18 protein-coding genes are annotated in these 20,039 nt (G+C 32.6%); 17 read left to right on the forward strand and 1 reads right to left on the reverse strand.

Features of this window, described 5'->3' with window-relative positions; translation table 11 throughout:
- Positions 1-518: 518 nt before the first annotated feature.
- The 16 genes from glmS (at position 519) to ACZ11_RS01330 (ending at position 17,933) form a co-directional block, all read left to right on the forward strand.
- Positions 519-2,321: a glutamine--fructose-6-phosphate transaminase (isomerizing) gene (glmS, locus tag ACZ11_RS01260; RefSeq protein WP_049662923.1), complete on the forward strand. Its 1,803-nt coding sequence runs from the start codon at positions 519-521 to the stop codon at positions 2,319-2,321.
- 156 nt (positions 2,322-2,477) lie between these two features.
- Complete coding sequence (locus ACZ11_RS26855) at positions 2,478-2,624, forward strand: hypothetical protein (RefSeq protein WP_236690755.1); 147 nt, start codon at positions 2,478-2,480, stop codon at positions 2,622-2,624.
- Positions 2,625-2,654: 30 nt separating this feature from the next.
- Positions 2,655-3,044 carry a hypothetical protein gene (locus tag ACZ11_RS26860; RefSeq protein ID WP_049662926.1) on the forward strand — a complete coding sequence of 130 codons (390 nt, stop codon included), beginning with the start codon at positions 2,655-2,657 and terminating at the stop codon, positions 3,042-3,044.
- A gap of 76 nt (positions 3,045-3,120) precedes the next feature.
- Positions 3,121-3,657 (forward strand): hypothetical protein, encoded by a 537-nt coding sequence (locus tag ACZ11_RS26865; RefSeq protein WP_049662929.1) that lies wholly within the window; start codon positions 3,121-3,123, stop codon positions 3,655-3,657.
- A complete protein-coding gene (locus ACZ11_RS01275; RefSeq protein WP_161804417.1) occupies positions 3,623-4,444 on the forward strand; it encodes a TnsA endonuclease N-terminal domain-containing protein in 822 nt (273 codons plus the stop codon). Before ACZ11_RS26865 ends, ACZ11_RS01275 begins: the two co-directional genes overlap by 35 nt.
- Positions 4,445-4,500: 56 nt before the next feature.
- Positions 4,501-6,585 (forward strand): Mu transposase C-terminal domain-containing protein, encoded by a 2,085-nt coding sequence (locus tag ACZ11_RS01280; RefSeq protein WP_236690756.1) that lies wholly within the window; start codon positions 4,501-4,503, stop codon positions 6,583-6,585.
- A complete protein-coding gene (locus ACZ11_RS01285) occupies positions 6,578-8,182 on the forward strand; it encodes an ATP-binding protein (RefSeq protein ID WP_049662930.1) in 1,605 nt (534 codons plus the stop codon). Before ACZ11_RS01280 ends, ACZ11_RS01285 begins: the two co-directional genes overlap by 8 nt.
- A gap of 13 nt (positions 8,183-8,195) precedes the next feature.
- Positions 8,196-8,939: a TniQ family protein gene (locus ACZ11_RS01290; protein WP_049662933.1), complete on the forward strand. Its 744-nt coding sequence runs from the start codon at positions 8,196-8,198 to the stop codon at positions 8,937-8,939.
- Positions 8,921-10,165: a TnsD family Tn7-like transposition protein gene (locus ACZ11_RS01295; protein WP_082172630.1), complete on the forward strand. Its 1,245-nt coding sequence runs from the start codon at positions 8,921-8,923 to the stop codon at positions 10,163-10,165. Before ACZ11_RS01290 ends, ACZ11_RS01295 begins: the two co-directional genes overlap by 19 nt.
- A complete protein-coding gene (locus tag ACZ11_RS01300) occupies positions 10,122-11,612 on the forward strand; it encodes a Tn7-like element transposition protein TnsE (RefSeq protein WP_049662937.1) in 1,491 nt (496 codons plus the stop codon). The genes ACZ11_RS01295 and ACZ11_RS01300 overlap by 44 nt, the downstream gene beginning before the upstream one ends.
- A gap of 117 nt (positions 11,613-11,729) precedes the next feature.
- On the forward strand, positions 11,730-13,727 hold the full coding sequence (locus ACZ11_RS01305) for a coiled-coil domain-containing protein (protein WP_049662939.1): 1,998 nt from the start codon (positions 11,730-11,732) through the stop codon (positions 13,725-13,727).
- The gene (locus ACZ11_RS01310) at positions 13,696-14,328 is read left to right on the forward strand and encodes a hypothetical protein (RefSeq protein WP_049662942.1); all 633 of its coding nucleotides are present in this window, start codon (positions 13,696-13,698) and stop codon (positions 14,326-14,328) included. The genes ACZ11_RS01305 and ACZ11_RS01310 overlap by 32 nt, the downstream gene beginning before the upstream one ends.
- Positions 14,318-15,376 carry a hypothetical protein gene (locus tag ACZ11_RS01315; RefSeq protein WP_049662943.1) on the forward strand — a complete coding sequence of 353 codons (1,059 nt, stop codon included), beginning with the start codon at positions 14,318-14,320 and terminating at the stop codon, positions 15,374-15,376. Before ACZ11_RS01310 ends, ACZ11_RS01315 begins: the two co-directional genes overlap by 11 nt.
- 124 nt (positions 15,377-15,500) lie before the next feature.
- Entirely contained in the window at positions 15,501-16,805 is a 1,305-nt protein-coding gene (locus ACZ11_RS01320) for a DNA modification methylase (RefSeq protein ID WP_049662945.1), read from the forward strand.
- Between the two features lie 413 nt (positions 16,806-17,218).
- The gene (locus tag ACZ11_RS01325) at positions 17,219-17,704 is read left to right on the forward strand and encodes a DUF2975 domain-containing protein (RefSeq protein ID WP_049662946.1); all 486 of its coding nucleotides are present in this window, start codon (positions 17,219-17,221) and stop codon (positions 17,702-17,704) included.
- A gap of 10 nt (positions 17,705-17,714) precedes the next feature.
- A complete protein-coding gene (locus tag ACZ11_RS01330) occupies positions 17,715-17,933 on the forward strand; it encodes a helix-turn-helix domain-containing protein (protein WP_049662949.1) in 219 nt (72 codons plus the stop codon).
- Between the two features lie 264 nt (positions 17,934-18,197).
- On the opposite strand, the gene ACZ11_RS01335 is transcribed toward ACZ11_RS01330, so the two are convergent.
- Positions 18,198-18,401: a hypothetical protein gene (locus tag ACZ11_RS01335; RefSeq protein ID WP_134008287.1), complete on the reverse strand. Its 204-nt coding sequence runs from the start codon at positions 18,399-18,401 to the stop codon at positions 18,198-18,200.
- 83 nt (positions 18,402-18,484) lie between these two features.
- Between ACZ11_RS01335 and ACZ11_RS01340 the strand changes: the two genes are divergently transcribed.
- Complete coding sequence (locus ACZ11_RS01340; protein WP_049662953.1) at positions 18,485-19,924, forward strand: MDR family MFS transporter; 1,440 nt, start codon at positions 18,485-18,487, stop codon at positions 19,922-19,924.
- Positions 19,925-20,039 lie beyond the last annotated feature (115 nt).

Here is a 20,039-nt window from a genome sequence, read left to right on the forward strand (position 1 = left end):
TAAAAAGTAGGATAAATAGGTGTTTTTTATAACGAAAATTTGACGTGCAGCATATGATTGAGTATGATGGAGAAGTTGAATATGAGGTCCGACCTTATCATTTAACGAGAGCGCATAAGGAGGGAAGAAAGCGCAAAATCGGAAAACAATTATAGCGCCTGAGCTGGAGAAATTGGACGAAACTATCTTCAGCAGACGAGGTGGAGGTTTATCGAAAATTCGGCGGATACCTCCCGATCGACATACCCGATTGTCACTTTCCGTTTTGAAAGCATTTGAGTGATTGAATGTACAGAAAATGGAGAAGGTATAGTTAAAGCAATAGATAAATAGAGAAACCTCACGTATCGAATGGTTACTATTCAGATGGCTGAATGAGTGTTAACAATGTGCATGTATTGAATGCTAATTTTAAGCATAATTGATTTAGCAAAGCATTTACATTCACAAAAAATTCGATAGGTTGAGGTCTAGTTTGTCATTGCGTCAAATTGACAATATCGGAGGATAAGAAATTTATGTGTGGAATTGTAGGATATATTGGAGAATCAGATGCAAAGGAAATTTTATTAAAAGGTTTAGAAAAACTAGAGTATCGTGGCTATGACTCAGCGGGTATTGCAGTACGTAACGAAGATGGTGTAACAGTCTTCAAAGAAAAGGGACGCATTGCAGATTTACGTGACGCAGTAGATGAGGACGTTGCTGCAAAAGTTGGTATAGGTCATACACGTTGGGCAACTCATGGTGTGCCAAACCGTTTGAATGCACACCCTCACCAAAGTGCATCAGGACGCTTTACGCTAGTACACAACGGAGTTATTGAAAACTATCATTTATTACAAAAAACATATTTAAAAGGCATTCCGATGAAATCTGATACAGACACGGAGGTCATCGTGCAATTAGTTGAGCTATTTGTGAAAGAAGGTTTAAGCACGGCTGAGGCGTTCCGTAAAACTTTATCTTTGTTACACGGCTCTTACGCATTAGCTCTTTTAGATGCAGAAGCGGCAGATACAATTTTCGTTGCGAAAAACAAATCTCCACTTTTAGTAGGTGTTGGTGAAGGCTTTAATGTTGTAGCTTCAGATGCGATGGCGATGCTACAGGTAACAGATCAATATGTGGAACTACACGATAAAGAGGTCGTAATCGTACACAAAGCTAGCGTTGAAATTACTAAGTTAGACGGTACATTAGTAGAGCGTGCACCATATACAGCAGAGCTTGATATGAGCGATATTGAAAAAGGTACGTACCCTCACTATATGCTAAAAGAAATGGATGAGCAGCCAACAGTTATTCGTAAAATCATTCAAGCGTACGAAGGTGAGAATGGCGATTTAACAATTGATGCGAATATTTTAGAAGCATTACGAGCAGCAGACCGCCTATATATTATTGCAGCCGGCACAAGCTATCATGCAGGTCTAATCGGTAAGCAATATTTCGAAAAAATGGCTGGTATCCCAGTGGAAGTTCATATTTCAAGTGAATTCGGCTACAATATGCCATTGCTTTCAGAAAAACCATTGTTTATCTTTATTACACAATCAGGTGAAACAGCAGATAGCCGTCAAGTACTTGTGAAAATTAAAGAGCTTGGTTATCCAACATTAACTATTACAAACGTACCTGGCTCTACACTTTCACGTGAGGCGGACCATACACTGTTATTACATGCAGGCCCAGAAATTGCAGTAGCTTCTACAAAAGCATATGTAGCGCAAGTAGCTGTACTTGCTGTAACAGCATATGTAACGGCGAAAGCTAATGGCAAAGGCTTAGAATTCGATCTAAAACAAGAACTTGCAATTGCAGCCAACGGTATCCAAACAATTATCGATTCAAAAGATGTTTTAGAGGATATCGCTGAAGACTACTTAAAAATCGCACGCAACGCATTCTTCATCGGCCGTAACATAGACTTCTATGTAAGCCTTGAGGGTGCTTTGAAGCTAAAAGAAATCTCTTATATCCAAGCAGAAGGCTTTGCAGGTGGCGAGCTAAAACACGGAACAATTGCCTTAATCGAAGAAGGTACTCCGGTGTTTGCCCTTGTTACACAACAAGCAGTAGGATTAAACATCCGTGGTAACGTCAAAGAGGTAGCTGCACGTGGAGCATACCCATGTATTATTGCCATGGCTGGCGTAGATGAAGATGGGGACCGTTTAGTAATCCCTCAAGTTCACGAATTACTAACACCACTTGTATCTGTAGTGCCATTACAGTTAATTAGCTATTACGCAGCACTACACCGTCGCTGTGATGTGGATAAACCACGTAACTTGGCTAAATCGGTGACTGTTGAGTAATTGTTGAGTTAGAGTTCCCTTGTGTTGTTGATTACAAATAAAATTGTTTAATTACAAATAAAGTTGTTTAATTTACAATAAAGATGTTTAAAAATAAAACACATTCAATTACAATATATGTAATTGAATGTGTTTTTTTTATTTGGAGGGATATAATTGTTAGACTTTAATATGAATGGTTCTTCAAAAGACTTCAATCTTATTATTCATGTGCTTTTAGAGAACGTTGTAGATTTTTTTATGGAGATTGGTAGTAACCTTGATTATGAAGAAATATATGCAGATGTATTTCCATTGCATTGACAAAGCGACAAAGAATATGGAATGGTTTTATTGAAAAAACTTCAGAGAAACATAAGAGATAACTTTGTTCATAGCCTATCTCCTCTGGATGAGTACGTACTATATCATATAATTGTATATGTTGTTGAAGGATCGGAAGATGATTTTACTCTAAGTGATATTATTAACGAATTTTTTAATAAAGAAGATATTTTTGAAAAATTACATGAGGATGAAATAAATATCTTGAAGTTATTAAATACCCCAAAAGATCTAATTGGATTATTATTTGAGGATATAGATTTTTTAGAATTAGGAAATATTTTAGAGCTATATAAGAAAAACCCTGAAATTATCACTGATTTTTTTCACATTAATTTAGAGGATTATATTGAATTAATGCCAGAGGACATTTTGAAGGAGTATAAAAGGTATATCTAATAATCTAAACTTAAAAAAGGAAAGAAAAAATGAAATTACTAATAACGATGAGTTTTTTGGAGTAGTGGAGGACTTAGTGAAAAGTTTTAATCATTATGTGGTCCACAGAAAAATTCACAAGGTTATGAATGGTAGCTTGGGACAATTAGATGAAAAGGGTGTTCAGGCTTTATTTGGAATGTTTGCAACAGAATATTTAAAACACTTTAATATAGTTATTTCATCAGAGGTTGATACTGGTAGAGGAACCGTTGATTTTTATATCTCTTATGGTTATGAAAATAGAGCTTTATTAGAATTTAAATTAGGGAGTCATCAAAGAGTTAATAATGGTATTGAATTTCAATTACCAATTTACTTAATTTCAGAAGAAATTAGCTTTGGAATATTTATTCTGATTTGTTATACACAAGAAAGTTATTTAAATTCTGAGTATTTATATGAAGAGGCAAAAAAGCAGAGCAAAAAATATAATAAAGAAATTAGTTTTTACAGAATAGATGCTACTGGTACTCTAAAAACCGGTTCAACGATTAAAACTATGAAAGATATGAATTTAGAAGATTGGAGGAGGCAGAATGGCCAAGCGTCAAACGGGTTGGACGGAAGATAAAATTGTTCGCTATTACAAAGAAGGACGAGGCAGTGGGGAGTTGGGAAACTATAAACCATGGCTAACGATTCAAGATGTTCCTTCAGAGGGAAGAGCACATCGTGATAAAGGGTGGAAAACAAAGCGTGATCATCATTTATTATCTGATAAGGAATACGCTTACTTTTGTCTACTTGATTGGTCTGAAGATGTTATTGATATAAGAGAACAGTATCCATTAAACAGAGAAGTTACTACTAAAATAGCTGATCGTTTGCATATTAAACATCCACTATGTAACACAACTCAGACGCCTATTGTAATGACTACGGATTTCCTAATTACATGTCGAAGAGAGTTGGAGGTAGTTACTTTTGCGAGGACAATTAAAATGGAGAATGAGCTAAATAAATCTAGAGTTATCGAAAAATTCGAAATAGAAAGGGTTTATTGGGAAGAACAAAATGTTGATTGGGGCATAGTGACTGAAAAAGAACTTCCAAAAGATGTTATAAATAATTTGAAATGGATAAGATCCTCGTTTGAGCTGCTTGATTTTGAAGAGAAATCTTTTTTAAATTTACTGCTTGAGGAAATTAAGATGAAAAACGGTCCGATTTTACAAAATCTTAATCGATTCGATGAGCAATATAGCCTCGAAGGAGGAACCGCATTGATGTTATTTCGACATGCTATTGCTAATAAGCTAATAAAGATCAACTTATATAATAAATTTCGCTTAACGGATGACATATCAACTATAGAAATTATAGATAAAGAGCAAAATGAAAAGAGGTGGGCTACCTGAACTTTTATGTTAATGAAATCTTAAATGAAGTTCAAGATAATAAGTATTACCGAATTTTGTGGATTGATGAAGGAAATAAAATAGCCTATATAATTGACTTGAATGATGACAAAGCTCTCCCAATTAAACGACGTATTTCAGAAATGAAAGAAGATATACTCACAGGAACTATAAAAAAAATGAAAGAAGATCCCTATATAACTAATGGAGATGAAGAATACTCAAAAAAACATATAGATACACGTAATCGAGCTTGGGAAGTAATTAAAGATATGGTAGTAGATGAACCAAATATATTTGATAAACAGATTAGGACAAACTATACAAAAGAGGCTATGGGGAAACATGGGGTATCTTATCCTGCTATACGAAAATATTTAAGGAAGTATTGGCAAAGAGGTAAAACAATTAATGCGCTTCTTCCAGATTATCAAAATTCCGGAGCTAGAGGTAAAGTAAGAGAAGCAGGAGACATAAAACGAGGTAGGCCATCGAAGTATATAACTACAAAAGTAAATGTAGATGAAAAGACAAAACAGATATTTAGAGTTGCTCTTGAAAAGTATTATTTGACGTCAAAGAAGAACCGATTGACAGATGCATACAATATGATGATTAAAGAGTTTTATGCCAAAGATATTTATTTTGAACATGGGATTGAAAAAGTAATTATTGAAGAGCCAGAGAACTTACCAACCATACGTCAATTCCGATATTGGTATGAAAAAGAATATACAATTCCTGAATCAATAATTGCTCGTAAAGGAAGGAAGAAATTCAATAAAGATTATCGTGCAGTATTAAATAATTCACTATCTGAAGTGTTTGGGCCTGGTTCACGTTATCAAATTGATGCAACAGTTGGTGATGTTTATTTAGTTTCAAAATATAATCGGAATTGGATAATTGGTCGACCAATTATCTATGTAGTTATTGATGTTTTCAGTCGGATGGTTGTAGGTATATATATTGGGTTAGAAGGTCCATCTTGGTTAGGTGCAATGATGGCGATATCTAATACTGTAATGGATAAAGTGAAATTCTGCGCTGAATACGATATAGAAATTTCAAAAGAACAGTGGCCATCTGAACATTTGCCTGAAATTTTACTGGCAGATAGAGGTGAGTTTGAAGGATTTAATGTAGACAGATTAGTAGATGCTTTTAATCTACATGTAGAAAATGCAGCACCATATCGTGCTGATTGGAAAGGAATTGTTGAGAAGCATTTTGATTTAATTCAAAAAAGAGTAAAACCTCTATTACCTGGATACATAGATACTGATTACCAAGAACGTGGTACAAAAGACTACAGATTAGATGCGACATTAACTTTGGATGAATTTACAAAGATCATAATAAGGCAAATTCTACATTATAATCAAAAGCATTACCTTAAAGACTATGTTCGTGATGAGGATTTAGTAGAAGATGGAGTGATGCCTATACCATTAGAACTGTGGAATTGGGGCATTCTCAATCGAACAGGTAAACTAAAATATTTCCCTGAAAAATTAGTGAAAATTAATCTGATGCCAAGGGATAAGGCAACCGTTACTCATAAGGGAATCCGTTTAAAAGGGATTCTCTATAGCTGTGAACGGGCAGTTAAAGAATCTTGGTTTGAAAAGGCCAGACAAAAAGGCTCTTGGAAGGTTGAGATTTCGTATGATCCAAGGAATATGTCTATCGTTTATTTAATTGATGATAGAAGCAATTTTAATGAATGTTACTTGCTTGAATCCTCGAAAAGATTTGAAAATGCAAGTATAGATGAAATAAATCTTGTGCTTAAAAATGAAAAGCAAACATTCAAAAGAGTCAGTCACTCACAATTGCAGAAAGAAGTAGATTATTTATCAGAAGTTGAGGCAATAGTTAAAACTGCGAAAAAGAAGAAGGAAGAAGTGCAAGATCAAAGCTTAAGTAAAGTAGAGAGGGTAGGTTCAATAAAAGAATATAGAAAAGCAGAAAAGAATGCTCAGAGAGGAGAAGAATCCTTTGTTTTAAATAATGATAATGGTATTGATCAAAATACTGATATTATTCCTTTTAAATCGAGACAAGAAACCACCTCAGATTATTCAAGGTTAAGTGTAAGGGAATTTATGAAGAAAAGGAAGGAGAGAGACGATGAATAATGAACTCCATCTGAAAAATGCAGAAGTGGCTAATTATAAAATACAGCAAATTGTTGATTTCAAAGGTAACCCTTTGATAGAAGCCCTTCCAGATATTCTATCCCCTGAAGAAGCATTTGATGGGCTTAGTTATTTTCCGGATTTTGATGAAAAAGAAAGGATATTGCCAACCCACATTCGCTATCACGCAATACTAAGATTGAATCGTTTTTTCCAGCCAGTTATGCAACATTTAGATTTAGAGCAACGCTTTTCACGTTTGATTAGACATGGATATATAAGTCGAAATCCCTTATATCCTAATTTTGTTGCTAGTCTTGCAGATGGGCATAATCAGTTAAATGGAGTGGAAACTAAAAATGATATAAGGTCTACTGCATCTAGTATGACCTTGATGGGTTTTTCTGGGATTGGCAAAACGACAGCAATTGAGCGTGTATTATCTCTTTATCCACAATTAATAATACACAAGCATCCACTAAATATTACTCAAGTAGTTTGGCTAAAATTAAATTGTCCGCATGATGGATCGTTGAAATCTTTATGTATGGACTTCTTTTTAAAAATGGATCAACTATTAGAAACAAATTATTTAGAGAAATATGGTAGTAAGAGAAATTCAATTAGCACTATGGTAACAAGAATGGGGCAAGTCGCTAGATTACATTGTGTAGGGGCTCTAATTATTGATGAGATTCAGCATTTGCTGGCCTCACGTGAAAATAACTCTGAGAAAATGATGAACTTTTTTGTAACGCTTGTAAATGAAATAGGGGTACCTGTAATGATGATAGGTACAATGAGGGCTAAAAGTGTTCTTCAAAAGGATTTTAGACAAGCTAGAAGAGGTAGTGGACAAGGTGATATGGTATGGCAACAAATGAAAAAGGATGACGATTGGGATTTACTGATAGAGAGTATTTGGGATTATCAATGGATTCAAAATAAAGTGGTATTAACAGAAGAGTTGAACCAGACTATTTATGAAGAGAGTCAGGGTATTGTTGATATAGCGGTAAAATTATTTGCATTATCACAAGGCAGAGCTATTGAAACAGGGCAAGAAACAATTACCTCTGCTTTAATTAGAAAAGTTGCTAAAGACGATTTGAAATTAGTTCAACCTATGTTGAAAGCACTAAAAGATGGAAGACTATCTGAGCTTGAGAAGTATGAAGATATAATGCCGATGGATATCGCTGAATATTTACAGCATCATAAGTCAAAAATTGATTTACGTGCCTCAATTCAAAGGAAAAAAGAGCTTATGGCTGAACGGAAAAAAGTACAGAGAGCTTCGTTAGTGGAGAAGATTATGTTAACGCTTATAGATTTTAATGTAGATCCTTTACTTGCTGAGAAATGCACTACTAAAGCAATTAATGAACTACCTCAAAGTTCAGAGTTTGAAATAGTTGGTAGAGCAATGCTGCTATTAGCTGGTGAGAAAAACGAAAAGGAGAGAAGTAGAGTTAAGGCACAAGGCAATGAACTAAAAAAATTAATAGACAGAGGAAAAAAAGATAAGAAGTCTGCATATGAAGCATTAAGAGAAGCAGGATATATCAAGTTGCCACAAAAAGATTTCGTAATCTAAGGAGGAACTAATTTTGCTTGCGTATTTTCCTAAACTTTATGAAGATGAACTTTTATATAGTTGGTTTGCTCGTTATCATGTACATTCAGCAAATATTAGCCCCAAACAGACAATGAAAGACTTATTTGGAACAGTGACCGTTACAGCAATACCAGATTTACCTACTCATTTAAATTCAGTATACGAACGTATAAAGCACTTTGATATCCCATCACTAGATGAATTAATAGAAGAACATACCTTATTTCGTTACTACACAGCATTTCAACCAAAACATATTATGGAATCAATTTTAGAAGCAATGAAAAATGGAAATCACTCAAGCAGGATTTATTTAATGGCAGGAATAGCATCGAGTTCGGTGAAAGAATGGGATTATTTTCGATTTTGCCCTTCTTGTATGGAAGAAGATACTAAATATAAAGGAGAGCCATACTGGCACCTCTCTCATCAAATACCAGGTGTTCATTTATGTTTAAAGCATGGGGATTATTTGTGTAATTCTACTGTGAAATTCAGAAATGGAAAAAAGCATGAGTTTTTTGCAGCTTCATTAGAAAATTGTTTATTACCTAGTGAAATATATCACTATGCAGAAAAAGAAAGAAACTTTTTAAAAATGATTGTTGAACAAAGTGTCCTTCTGATTTTGAATGATTTTTCATCAGGGTTTAAAAATATTCAAAAAACTTACAGTCAGTTACTTCTAAATGAAGGTTTAGCAAATGCCAATGTACAATTAACCAACATAAATTAGCGCAGCAATTCAAGTCTTTTTACGGTGAAGAGCTTTTAAATATTGTTCAGTCTTCAGTCAGTTATGAAAACTCATTTTGTTGGTTGAAAAGTATTACACGTAAGCATAGGAAAGCCTTTCATCCAGTTCGACATATATTGTTTATTCATTTCCTTTCGGCTTCGATAGATAACTTTAAAGATTTTTTGAATATTAAATATCATCCATTTGGTGAAGCACCTTTTTATTGTTTAAATCCAGCTGCGGTACATTATAAAGAAAGAGTATTATTTGACTTGCAAATTAGCATATGTAAGGATACTAAACGTCCTGTTGGTACATTCAGTTGTTCTTGTGGATTTATATTTTCAAGAAGAGGTCCGGATGAATGTCCAGAAGATATATTCAAAATTGGGCGCATTAAGGAGTTTGGTTATATATGGAGAGATAAACTAAAACAGTTGGTACATCATGAGAAAAAAAGTTGGAACGCAGCAGCGAAAGAGCTAAATTGTGATATTAATACTGTTAAAAAGTATTCTTCAAAAAGAATATTTGAAGAAAATCAATGTAACCAAGAGAAAGTTGAAATAGTTCATAAACGAGTTGAATGGTTAGCATTAATGAAACAGTATCCAGAGTATTCAGTTACGGCTTTACGTAGAATGGCTCCAGCATTATACATGTGGCATTATCGAAATAACTTAGAATGGTTAAAAAGTACATCTCCAAAACAAATGGTAAAAAACACAACTTCAAAAAGGGTAGATTGGTCGAAAAGGGATATTCAAATGCTCACGGACATAAAGAAAGCAATTATTAAATTGAAAGCAAATGATAGACCAATATTTATCAATAAGAGTAGGATTGGAAAAGAAATTGGATGTCTATCTTTTATTGAAAAACATTTGGATAAAATGCCAAGAACTAAAGAATATTTAGAATATCATGTCGAGTCCCGCGAAGAATTTCAAATACGCAGAATTATTTGGGCATGTAGAGAGTTGAATGAGAATAGTCAGGATGTTAAGAAGTGGAAAGTTAAAAGACTAGCAGGCATTAGAGAAAACGTGAATAAATTTGTTTTGATATTCATGGAGAAAGAAATATCGAAGTATAAAGAAGGTGTTCAAAATGCTGAAAATAAGACCTTGGCCATTTTCGAACGAAATAGTGAACCTTCAATGGCTTGGGAATGTTACATTGAAGAACAATCAATGGTTCATACAGACTGGTTTTATATGTAAAGGGAATTGTCAAATCATTGATTTGCCGATTGGTGTACTACCGATTTTGAAAATAGGCGTTCCATATCAAGATGGAATACCACTTTTAACACAGAAAATTGGAACCCTGTTTGAGGTGAGGGTTGAGAATTTTAGAAATGGTAGAATTTCTAAAGCAATAGATGTTTGTCGAAGATTAAATTATTATCTTCATAAGAAACCAGAATTAATGATACAAAATATATGGTCTTTTGAATCAGATGAAATGATTTATCATATTCCTCAAACAGAAATAGTTCGTGCTTTATTTGGAGTCAATAAAATAATGTCAAATGCTCTATTTCGTCCAAATGGATTAGAACTACTCGTAAATAGAGTATCGATGAGTAAGGATCAACTTGCAATTATTGATTTCTTAGATGATATACCTAATTCAATAGTGACGGATGACTTCGCTCGATATTTTGGCTGGATTTTTCTTCATCCTGAAATGAAAAAATCTTATGCATCAGTTCAGAGTAATTTATATGGGATGATGGTAAGGTCGTCTAATTCAAAAGGTATACCAATAGAAGTTGCAGTCCCTAAGATGAAGGGATTTCATCTTGCTGTTAGAGGCATAAGACATAACAATGAGGTGCTTATCTTGGAATGGCTTGGATCGGATATTGTTGATCCCCCATTTAGAGCACTTGAATTGCATCACAAATCAATTAAGAAGCGAATCTATTCCCCAGGTGGGAGGAAAACGAGGCTTTCAAATAAAGAAAAAAATGAAGATTATCTATTAAATGAAAATAACGGAGAGCGATCGAGAGAAGATACAAATCAACCAGTCATTGAAACAGATCCTATTCAGATAGCTTTCCGCCATTTACCTATAGTTAATAGAGTATCAAACTATGAGCAAAAAGTGAATCAAGGTGATGAATACATATCAAATGTAGGAAGTGGTGGCGGAATAAAACAAAACATAGTTGGGTTAGACGAATCTATATTTGGCGGCGGTATACTTAATCCTCTCGAATTTAATTCATTAGAAGTTACTAAAACCTATTTGGATTATGGATTGGATAAATTCATGGAGATGATTAGGCGTTTGGCTAATTATAATCCCCACCTACGTGTAAACGTTACCTTGATTTATTTACCATTAGGCAGAAAGTTCTCTTATTTAGCTGATGGTAGAAGGCGTATTTGTGCTGTAGTGAAAATTACTAGTGATCTTAAGAAATCTTATGTAATTGAGGTAGCTGTCCCTGATAATCACTCGATATCAACTCTTATAATTCCTTCTTTAGAGGACATACATATGGATGAGGTAAGATTGAGTTTTTTACTAAAGGGACTAATAAATAAAGGGGGCAGTTGGAGTAATCAGTTTTTATTTAATATACCACATTTAAAATTGAAACATATGCATGATAACATCGATCGATGGACTAAGAAACTACTTGAAATGGTATAATTGACATTGTTATGGATGTTCCATACATGTAAAAATAGGGGAAAAGACGTATAATAGTACAAATGAAATTGAAAAGACATGAGAGATTACAAAGGAGTTTGAAAAGGAGGCTTTCTTATGAATAGTATTTATTTACCTAGCTTAAAGAAAATACAGGTAAAAAACTTTTCTTTATATAATCAAGATATCGAATATAACTTTGTTAATGGAGTTAATTTAATTATCGGAGGAAATGGAGTAGGGAAAACAACGTTTCTAAATCTTGTTAAATATGGAATTATTGGTTTATATAAGAAGGAATTGAGTGTAAGAACCTACAGAGGCGAAAAACGCTTAAGTAGAACCTCTCATCCGATGAGTTATTTTAAAAATCGGATGAAAAATAAAATAACAAAAGCAGAAGTAATATTAACATTTACAGTTAATGAAACAACATTCACTACAATAAGAGGATTGGATGAAATAATTTTAAAAGAGGTAATTGTTTCAGAGGGTAATAAAACGTATAAATTGGAAGGAGAAATAATAAAACAAGACAAATATGAAAAGTTGGATGAAGCTGAAAAAGGGGGATATTTACAATATAAATTTGAAGAACTAGTTAAAGCTAATTCAAATTTAAATAGTTTCAATGACTTAATCTTCTTTGTAAATAACATTTTATTCTTTGGCGAAGATAGAAAAACTATTCTCTGGGATCCGGAAGTTCAATCAATTCTTTCAAGTAAGTATTTTAATAATCCAGAATTAGATAATTTATATCAGGAATACAGACGACAAGAAAAGTATAACGATAGTATTTCAAGACATAAATCTGAGGATATAAGGGCGATAAGTAAGGTTCTGAAGAAAATAAAAGATTCTGATTCTAATAATGAAGAAATAAATGCTTTAAAGGCACTAAATGAAATTAGAATAAAGAATGAAAAGTTGAATACAATATTAAATAATACTCAATTAGAAAGAAATGAATTGGAGAATAGGTTAAAAGTACTTAGGGCAAAGAAAACAAAAGCGCATAATCAATTACAAGAAATTGAAAATAAAATTCAAGAAACTGAGGCAAATATTTATAAAGAGGTATGGGAAAATCTAAATCCAAAATATGATTTATATATTGAAAATATAAGATCGATGCATAGTTGTCCGATGTGTAATCAAGAAATAGAGGAAAGAGAAGTAAAGAGAATTTTATCCAAAGATTCTGCGTGTTTTTTATGTGAACAAACAATAAAAGTTAAAGAGCAAGAGCCTGAGGAATTGAAAGAAATTAAAAAAAGAAATGATACTATATTAAACGAAATACAACAATATGAAATTCTAATATATAAAGACGAGAGTAATCTAGAAAATTTAGATAATGAATATAGAGAAATAAAACATAAATTATTTGATAATAAAATAAAGATTAGAGATCTAGAACATAATATAGTGGGAAACACAAATAGCCAAGATGATTTTGTTACATATAACGCTATGTTAAATGAAATCGAAGAATTAGAAAATGAAAAAAATAAATATTTAAAATTAAGTAAAGAAAATTCCGAAAAGGCGAATGCTATCTTGGCAGAGATTGAAGGTAATTTAATATCAATTACAAAAGAATTATCAGGTATATTCTCAGAATTCGCTAATAGTTTTCTTGAAATGAAAAGTTATCTTACATTTGATAATCTAATAGACTCAAGCGTAAAAATGTATATACCAGTTATTAATGATACGGTACGATTAGATTCAGAAGAGCTTTCGGAGTCACAAAGATTTTTTATTGATCATTCTTTTAGAATGAGTTTATTGAGCTATTTCTATACAAAACCTTCTTTTTTTATATGCGAGACACCGGATAGTAGTTTAGATATTTCATATGAAGAGAATGCAGCTAATATATTTCTTCAGTATTTAAATAATCCAAATGCTTTAATAATTACTTCGAATTTGAATAATAGCGAGTTTTTAGAAAAAATTATAGAAAATGCAACTGTAATTGATTCAATAAATTTATTAACGCTTGGAAATCCTTCAATTATTCAAAAAGGAAATAATAAACTAATACAACTTTCTTTAAAAATTGAGGAGGATATTAATGAAAAAAAGAGAAAAAATTCTAAGAATTAATGGTGATATTCTTTCTGTTTTTAGAATATGTAATGAAGTTGGTTGGGAAAGTTTGAAAGAAATTTCAGTTTATAGAATTATATATATATCTTCGGTACTTTATTCTTTCAAGTATCCTAGTAAAGAAAATCCATTTTCAGAGGACTATGATTTTGTGACATCTTTAAGGGGTCCATTTACAGAAGATATAAAAATCTCATTAACAAACTTATTAGTTAATGAATATTTAGTGGAAAATGGCAAACAACTTTCTTTAGGTAAAGAAACCTCAAATAAAATAGATGATTTGCCTAAATACAAAGAAAAATACAACTGGTTCGAAGTTGTAATATATATTTTGGCCATTTATGGGGAAGAAAAAATTTATGATTTTGTAGTAAGGGATCCCGAATATCAAGAAAATCTGCAAACTAACTCAATTAAAGAAATTAATATAGAAAAAGGTAATAAAACATATTCAAACTTAGTTAAATTGAAAGAGACTTTTGAGAGAGCATTAGGAGAATCAGCAAATGAATTAGACGATAAAAAGTATTTAGAATACTATTTTGACTATATTTTTTCTAAAATACTTAGAGGTGAATTAGACCATGAACTTTAATGATCCAGACATAGTAAATAAAATAATAGAAAATGCAGGACATATATTAAGGCAAGCAAAATCTACAGTTATAAATCATCCGAAATTTAAAATATTAAGCTCTAATTATTTGGAGAAATATTGGATGAATAGAGTTAATAAAAAGAATCTGTTTACAATTTATATTAAAGAATCTTGTCTAGATAAATTAGATTTTAAAAAAATAAAATCTAATTTAGATACAGTAATTCAGAATACATTACATACATCCAATTTTCTCGAAGTGAATGAAAACTTCGAAGTTTTACTTTCTGAAAATCATTTTTTTAAGGATACACAGGAAGCTAAAGGATATTTAAAAAGTAAATCAGAAGAAGGTTATTGTGTATTTTTCTTTGGACCAGTTGGAGTGGATGCTTTTGTTAAAGGTGAAAGTGTTACGGACTTAAACTTCTTTTATAGTAATGAGGATGTTGAAAGATTTTATGAGAAAGGAGATATTTCAAGCATTAAGGATGTGTTAAGAAGTTATCAAAATCACTGCTTAAGAAAACAATTTGAATATAGTAGATTTTTTGTAGATAAAGGTACTATTGATAAATTGGGGTTCGGTAATAACACTTTAGTTAATAAACCGGAAAAATTTATGAGGGATCATCTTAGAAATTTTCTTGCAGAAAGAATTAGACATACTTTTAGAATTGAAATGGAATTAGAGGCAACTAAGAGAGAACTCGATATTTATACTGAGGCAGAAGGTGAATCCTACTTTTTCGAAATAAAGTGGTTAGGTAAGTCAATTAATCAAGAAAGAGATAAGATTAGTGTGAATTATGCTGATGCTAGAGCAAGAGAGGGTGTCAAACAAACATTAGAATATATTGAGGAATTGGTTGAAGTAATGGGCGCTAATGTAAGAGCGGGTTATTTGGTTATTTTCGATGCAAGAGAGGAGAAAAAGGAAATAGATTTCCAAGGTTTCTCCAACGTAGATGATAATCTAAAAGAATACATGGAGTTGTTTGATATAATGCCCCCACTTAATTTGTCTAATGTTCACCCTTCTTAAAAGGTACTTCCGGAAAAATGAAAAGTGGTATATACTTATATAGGATACCAAGTTTACGATTCAAAATAAAAACCTTGTATTAAAATAAATACAAGGTCTATTTTTCCTGAAGAAGGTGTTTTTATTGAGAGAATTTAAGTACACTGATTGCTTTGATAAATATGATAGAATCATGCAATTTAATAAAAATAAAAAAACATATATACATGGTTGGTATCCTTTTGTAGAAGGATACTCAAAAGAATTCATTAATAGTATTTTGTCAGAACTGGATTATATACCGCAGCATTGTTTAGAGCCCTTTTCAGGAAGTGGCACTACAGCTCTTGAGCTCCAAAAAAATAATATAAAATGCTCTTCATTTGAAGTTAATCCTTTTATGTTTTCCTTAGCAAGGAGTAAGTTGCGTACTGATTATACTGTTAGAAGTTTAAAAAAACACTTAAATTCTATTGAAAGAGCATTGGAAGATGTAGTACCAGAAATTGAAACAGTTTATCCACCTCCAATCTATAAAAGTATGATGCAGAGAGATAGTTTGGATAAATGGATTTTTAATTTAGAAACGATGCGAGGGTTACTAGATATAAAATTTGCTATAGATGGAGTAAATGATAATAAGTATAGACAATTGTTTAAAATATCTTTAGCTTCTTTACTACTAGAAATAAGTAATGTATATAGAAATGGAAAGTGCTTATCTTATAAAAAAGGTTGGAAAAAAATTAACGAAATTCAGAGGGGGAATGTTCATGAATTATTTGTTGAAAAGATAGAAAATGTGATTCTCCCTGATATAAAAGAAATTAATAAATACAAAAGAGCAGAAGGTAAGCTTTTTAGTAATCATAACTTTTGCCATTTAGGAGATTGTAAGGAAAAAATATCATTATTAGAAGATGGAGCAGTTGATTTAGTAATAACATCTCCACCATATTTAAATTCTAGAGATTATACAGATACCTATATGATTGAATTATGGATGTTAGATTTGATTAACGATTATAATGAGTTAAGAGATTTGAGAAGGAAAACTTTTAAATCACATGTACAGGTTGCGTGGGGAAATATGCCACTTTTGAGTATAAAAGAATTATCAGATGCCATTGAAAAACTAGAACCTCATAAGGATAAATTTTGGAATAAAAATTTATTAGAAATGATTAAAGGCTATTTTTTAGATATGGATATTCTTTTTAGTAAATTAAAGAGAAAAATGAAGTCAAATGGGAAAGTATATTTGAACGTTGCAAACTCTGCTTATTATGGAGTAGAGATTGAAGTGGATAAAATTATATCTACAATCGCTGAAACCCATGAGTTTGAAGTTGAAGAAATAAGAAAAGCAAGAAAAATAAAACCTAGTAGTCAACAAAAAGAACAAATACCATTCTTATTAGAAGTCGTCATAGTAATGAGGAAAAAATAGAATGTTTTAAAATTAAATAACTTTATTGTCACTTCTTTAATAGATCACATTATATACAAGCAAAAATTAAACAACTTTATTTTAACGCTGTCTAAATTCATAGACGGCGTTATGATGTTTTTGGGTTCGGAATTAAACAACTTTATTGTCAACCAACATGTGTGTCGAATGATAACAAAGTCGAGTACTGAAATTCAACTATATAAATGAAAGTCGAATAAATAAAAACAAATTTATAACTCGATCCATTACCCGTGGGTCGAGTTTTTTATTGCGAATATTTTAATGAATGTCAAAATCAAAAGGATATATAAATAACAATAATAATATAATTAAAAACAATACGTATTTATCGCAAAACGATAAATGATGTGTTAAGTTTATTATGTTATTAAATAAGTGAGGTGCTTAATATGAATGTTAAACGAGGTTCAACAACTTTCTTAAAGGTAATTATTTTTCTGGCTGGAATTGCAGTTCTTGCTTTATGTATATTTTTAGTACCCAATATGGCGAATTTCGCATCAAATTTGTATCCAAATATTGCCCCAATGAAATATCTCATTTTCATCGTGATGTATGGATCGGCTGCGCCTTTTTACTTTGCTCTCTATCAGGCTTTTAATCTTTTACGGTACATTGACGAGAACAAAGCGTTCTCGGAATTATCTGTAAAGGCGTTAAAGAACATAAAGTGCTGTGCGATTATAATCAGTGGTTTGTATGTATTAGGTTTGCCACTCTTCCATTTTATAGCGAAAAAAGTTGATCCTCCTATTGGAATAATGGGATTCATCATCATTTTTGCTTCGTTGATTATCGCCGTTTTCGCTGCTATTCTCCAACGGCTTCTACAAGAAGCGATTAATATAAAATCAGAAAATGATTTGACGGTCTGAGGTGGATGATATGGCAATTATTATTAATATTGATGTGATGTTAGCAAAACGAAAAATGAGCGTAACGGAGCTTTCGGAAAGGGTTGGAATTACTATGGCGAATCTTTCTATTCTGAAAAATGGGAAAGCAAAAGCGGTTCGTTTTTCAACATTAGAAGCGATATGTAAGACTTTGGATTGTCAGCCAGGCGATATTTTAGAGTACAAAGGTGACGAAGACACTCAATAAAAAAGACAACAAATTTATTTAACCTCTTTGGGTCTTGCCCTTAAGAGGTTATTTTTGCTTTTCTAAAAGTCATAAATTAGGAGGTGGTATTGATATTTAGAGTAGTTAATAATCAAACTTTTTATCTAAACCAACATCCTTTGTGATATATTTCTAAGTATTGGCTTTTTAGGAAGGAAGTAAGTAAGTGAAACGGCAGTTACAAGTCTTTCCGGCGGATGTCATGGGATCGGAAAGGAGTTCTTAAAGGATGGTAGCCTAAAATCATCGCATCCATGCGATAACGGCTAACTGACCTGCATCGGTGCTGTGTTGCCGCTGTCGCTTTGCTTTCGCGCAGATAAAATCCTTTTGCTGTCGCTTCGCTTTCGCACAGACAAAGACACGTTGTTGCTGTCGCTTCGCTTTCGCACAAAAAACATTTGTTGCTGCCACTGCGTTAGTACTACGCTTTCGTACAAAAAACATTTGCAGGCCTAAGCACAAAGCCGATTCCGGGACGCAATTATGCCGAGGCATAATTGATATGTATTGAAGTAAAGGGGAAAAATATGAGAAATAAAATTATTTTATCATTAATGTTAATGACATTTCTTTCTGCTGTAGAAGGAACAATTATTAGTACAGCAATCCCCCGTATAACGAGTGATTTGTCAGGTGTAGAACTTGTTAGTTGGGTATATGCAATTTATATGCTTGCTACAGCTGTTTCGACGCCAATATACGGGAAACTGGCTGATTTATTCGGTCGTAAAAAAGTTTTACTTATCGGAGCTACAATATTCTTAATCGGCTCTGCACTTTGCGGTGTTGTGACATCGATGGAACAGCTCATCGTCTTTCGTGCCCTTCAAGGTCTAGGTGCTGGCGCTATTATGCCAATAACAATGACAATCATTGGTGACTTATATAGCGAAGTGAAAGACCGTGCAAAAGCACAGGGTTGGATTAGTGCTGTTTGGGGCGTCTCTGGTGTAATCGGACCATTAGTTGGAGGATTTTTAGTTGATTCTCTTTCTTGGCGCTACATCTTCTTCTTAAACGTTCCATTTGGAATTATCGCTTGCTTGATGATCGTAATTTATTATAAAGAATCTACGAAGCCTGCTAAGCATCATATCGACTATCTTGGTGCAACAGTATTTTCATTAAGTACAATCGCTCTACTATACGCGTTATTAACAGGTAGCAGTAAGCAAAACTGGGGGGACATTACAATTATTAGCCTCTTAATCTTTGCAGCTGTTTCATTCATTATTTTCTTATTTATTGAGAAAAAATCTCCGGAACCATTAATTCCGCTAGCGCTTTTCTCTAACCGTACATTATCTATTATAAACATACTAACTCTTATTTCTGGTGCAATGATTATTAGTATTACAATGTATCTTCCAATTTGGAGCCAAGGTGTACTAGGGAAAAATGCGACAGACGCCGGACTCATTTTAATGCCACTTCCTGTTATGTGGACATTTGGCACTATTTTTTCTGGTAAGTTAGTTGGTAACTTAAAAACGAAACAAATCATTCTACTTGGAGCAAGCGTTCTATCAATTGCTACCTTTTCACTATTTTCGTTGTCAACAGAATCTCCAGCATTCCTTATTTATGTTGCAGTCGGATTATTCGGCTTAGGAATGGGGCTTATTGTACCTATTTACATGGTAACAATTCAATCAGCTGTTCCAACTCATACGCGTGGGACAGCAATTGGCTTAAACACATTTATCAATACGTTTAGTCAAACATTAGGTGCTGCAGTTTTCGGGGCGATTTTCAACACTATGATCCATGCACACGGTATTAAAAACCTTGATCTTGTAACTTCTGGTGGACATGAAGGAACTACAGCAAACGTAGTAACCAAATCACAAGAGGCATTAGCTTCAAGTGTACATTCCATATATATGAGTACTTTTATATTAGCACTAGCAACTTTAGTAATTGTTTGGTTGTTATTAAAGCCATCCACACAAACTAGTGAACAATAAAAGTAATTACTATAAAAATAGGCTATGAAGAGATTGATATGCTCCCTATTAGGAGACAGATTAAAAAATAAAATCTGTTTATCTAAGGGAGTATTTTTTGTATACGCACGTGTTA

It is taken from the genome of Lysinibacillus xylanilyticus (genome assembly GCF_001183605.1).
GTDB classification, from domain to species: domain Bacteria; phylum Bacillota; class Bacilli; order Bacillales_A; family Planococcaceae; genus Lysinibacillus; species Lysinibacillus xylanilyticus.

Coding starts and splice junctions, on each gene's coding strand:
- glmS (WP_049662923.1), top strand. CDS start 519: ATGTGTGGAATTGTAGGATATATTGGAGAATCAGATGCAAAGGAAATT.
- ACZ11_RS01275 (WP_161804417.1), top strand. CDS start 3,623: ATGGCCAAGCGTCAAACGGGTTGGACGGAAGATAAAATTGTTCGCTAT.
- ACZ11_RS01285 (WP_049662930.1), top strand. CDS start 6,578: ATGAATAATGAACTCCATCTGAAAAATGCAGAAGTGGCTAATTATAAA.
- ACZ11_RS01305 (WP_049662939.1), top strand. CDS start 11,730: ATGAATAGTATTTATTTACCTAGCTTAAAGAAAATACAGGTAAAAAAC.
- ACZ11_RS01310 (WP_049662942.1), top strand. CDS start 13,696: ATGAAAAAAAGAGAAAAAATTCTAAGAATTAATGGTGATATTCTTTCT.
- ACZ11_RS01315 (WP_049662943.1), top strand. CDS start 14,318: ATGAACTTTAATGATCCAGACATAGTAAATAAAATAATAGAAAATGCA.
- ACZ11_RS01325 (WP_049662946.1), top strand. CDS start 17,219: ATGAATGTTAAACGAGGTTCAACAACTTTCTTAAAGGTAATTATTTTT.
- ACZ11_RS01330 (WP_049662949.1), top strand. CDS start 17,715: ATGGCAATTATTATTAATATTGATGTGATGTTAGCAAAACGAAAAATG.
- ACZ11_RS01335 (WP_134008287.1), bottom strand. CDS start 18,401: ATGTTTTTTGTACGAAAGCGTAGTACTAACGCAGTGGCAGCAACAAAT.
- ACZ11_RS01340 (WP_049662953.1), top strand. CDS start 18,485: ATGAGAAATAAAATTATTTTATCATTAATGTTAATGACATTTCTTTCT.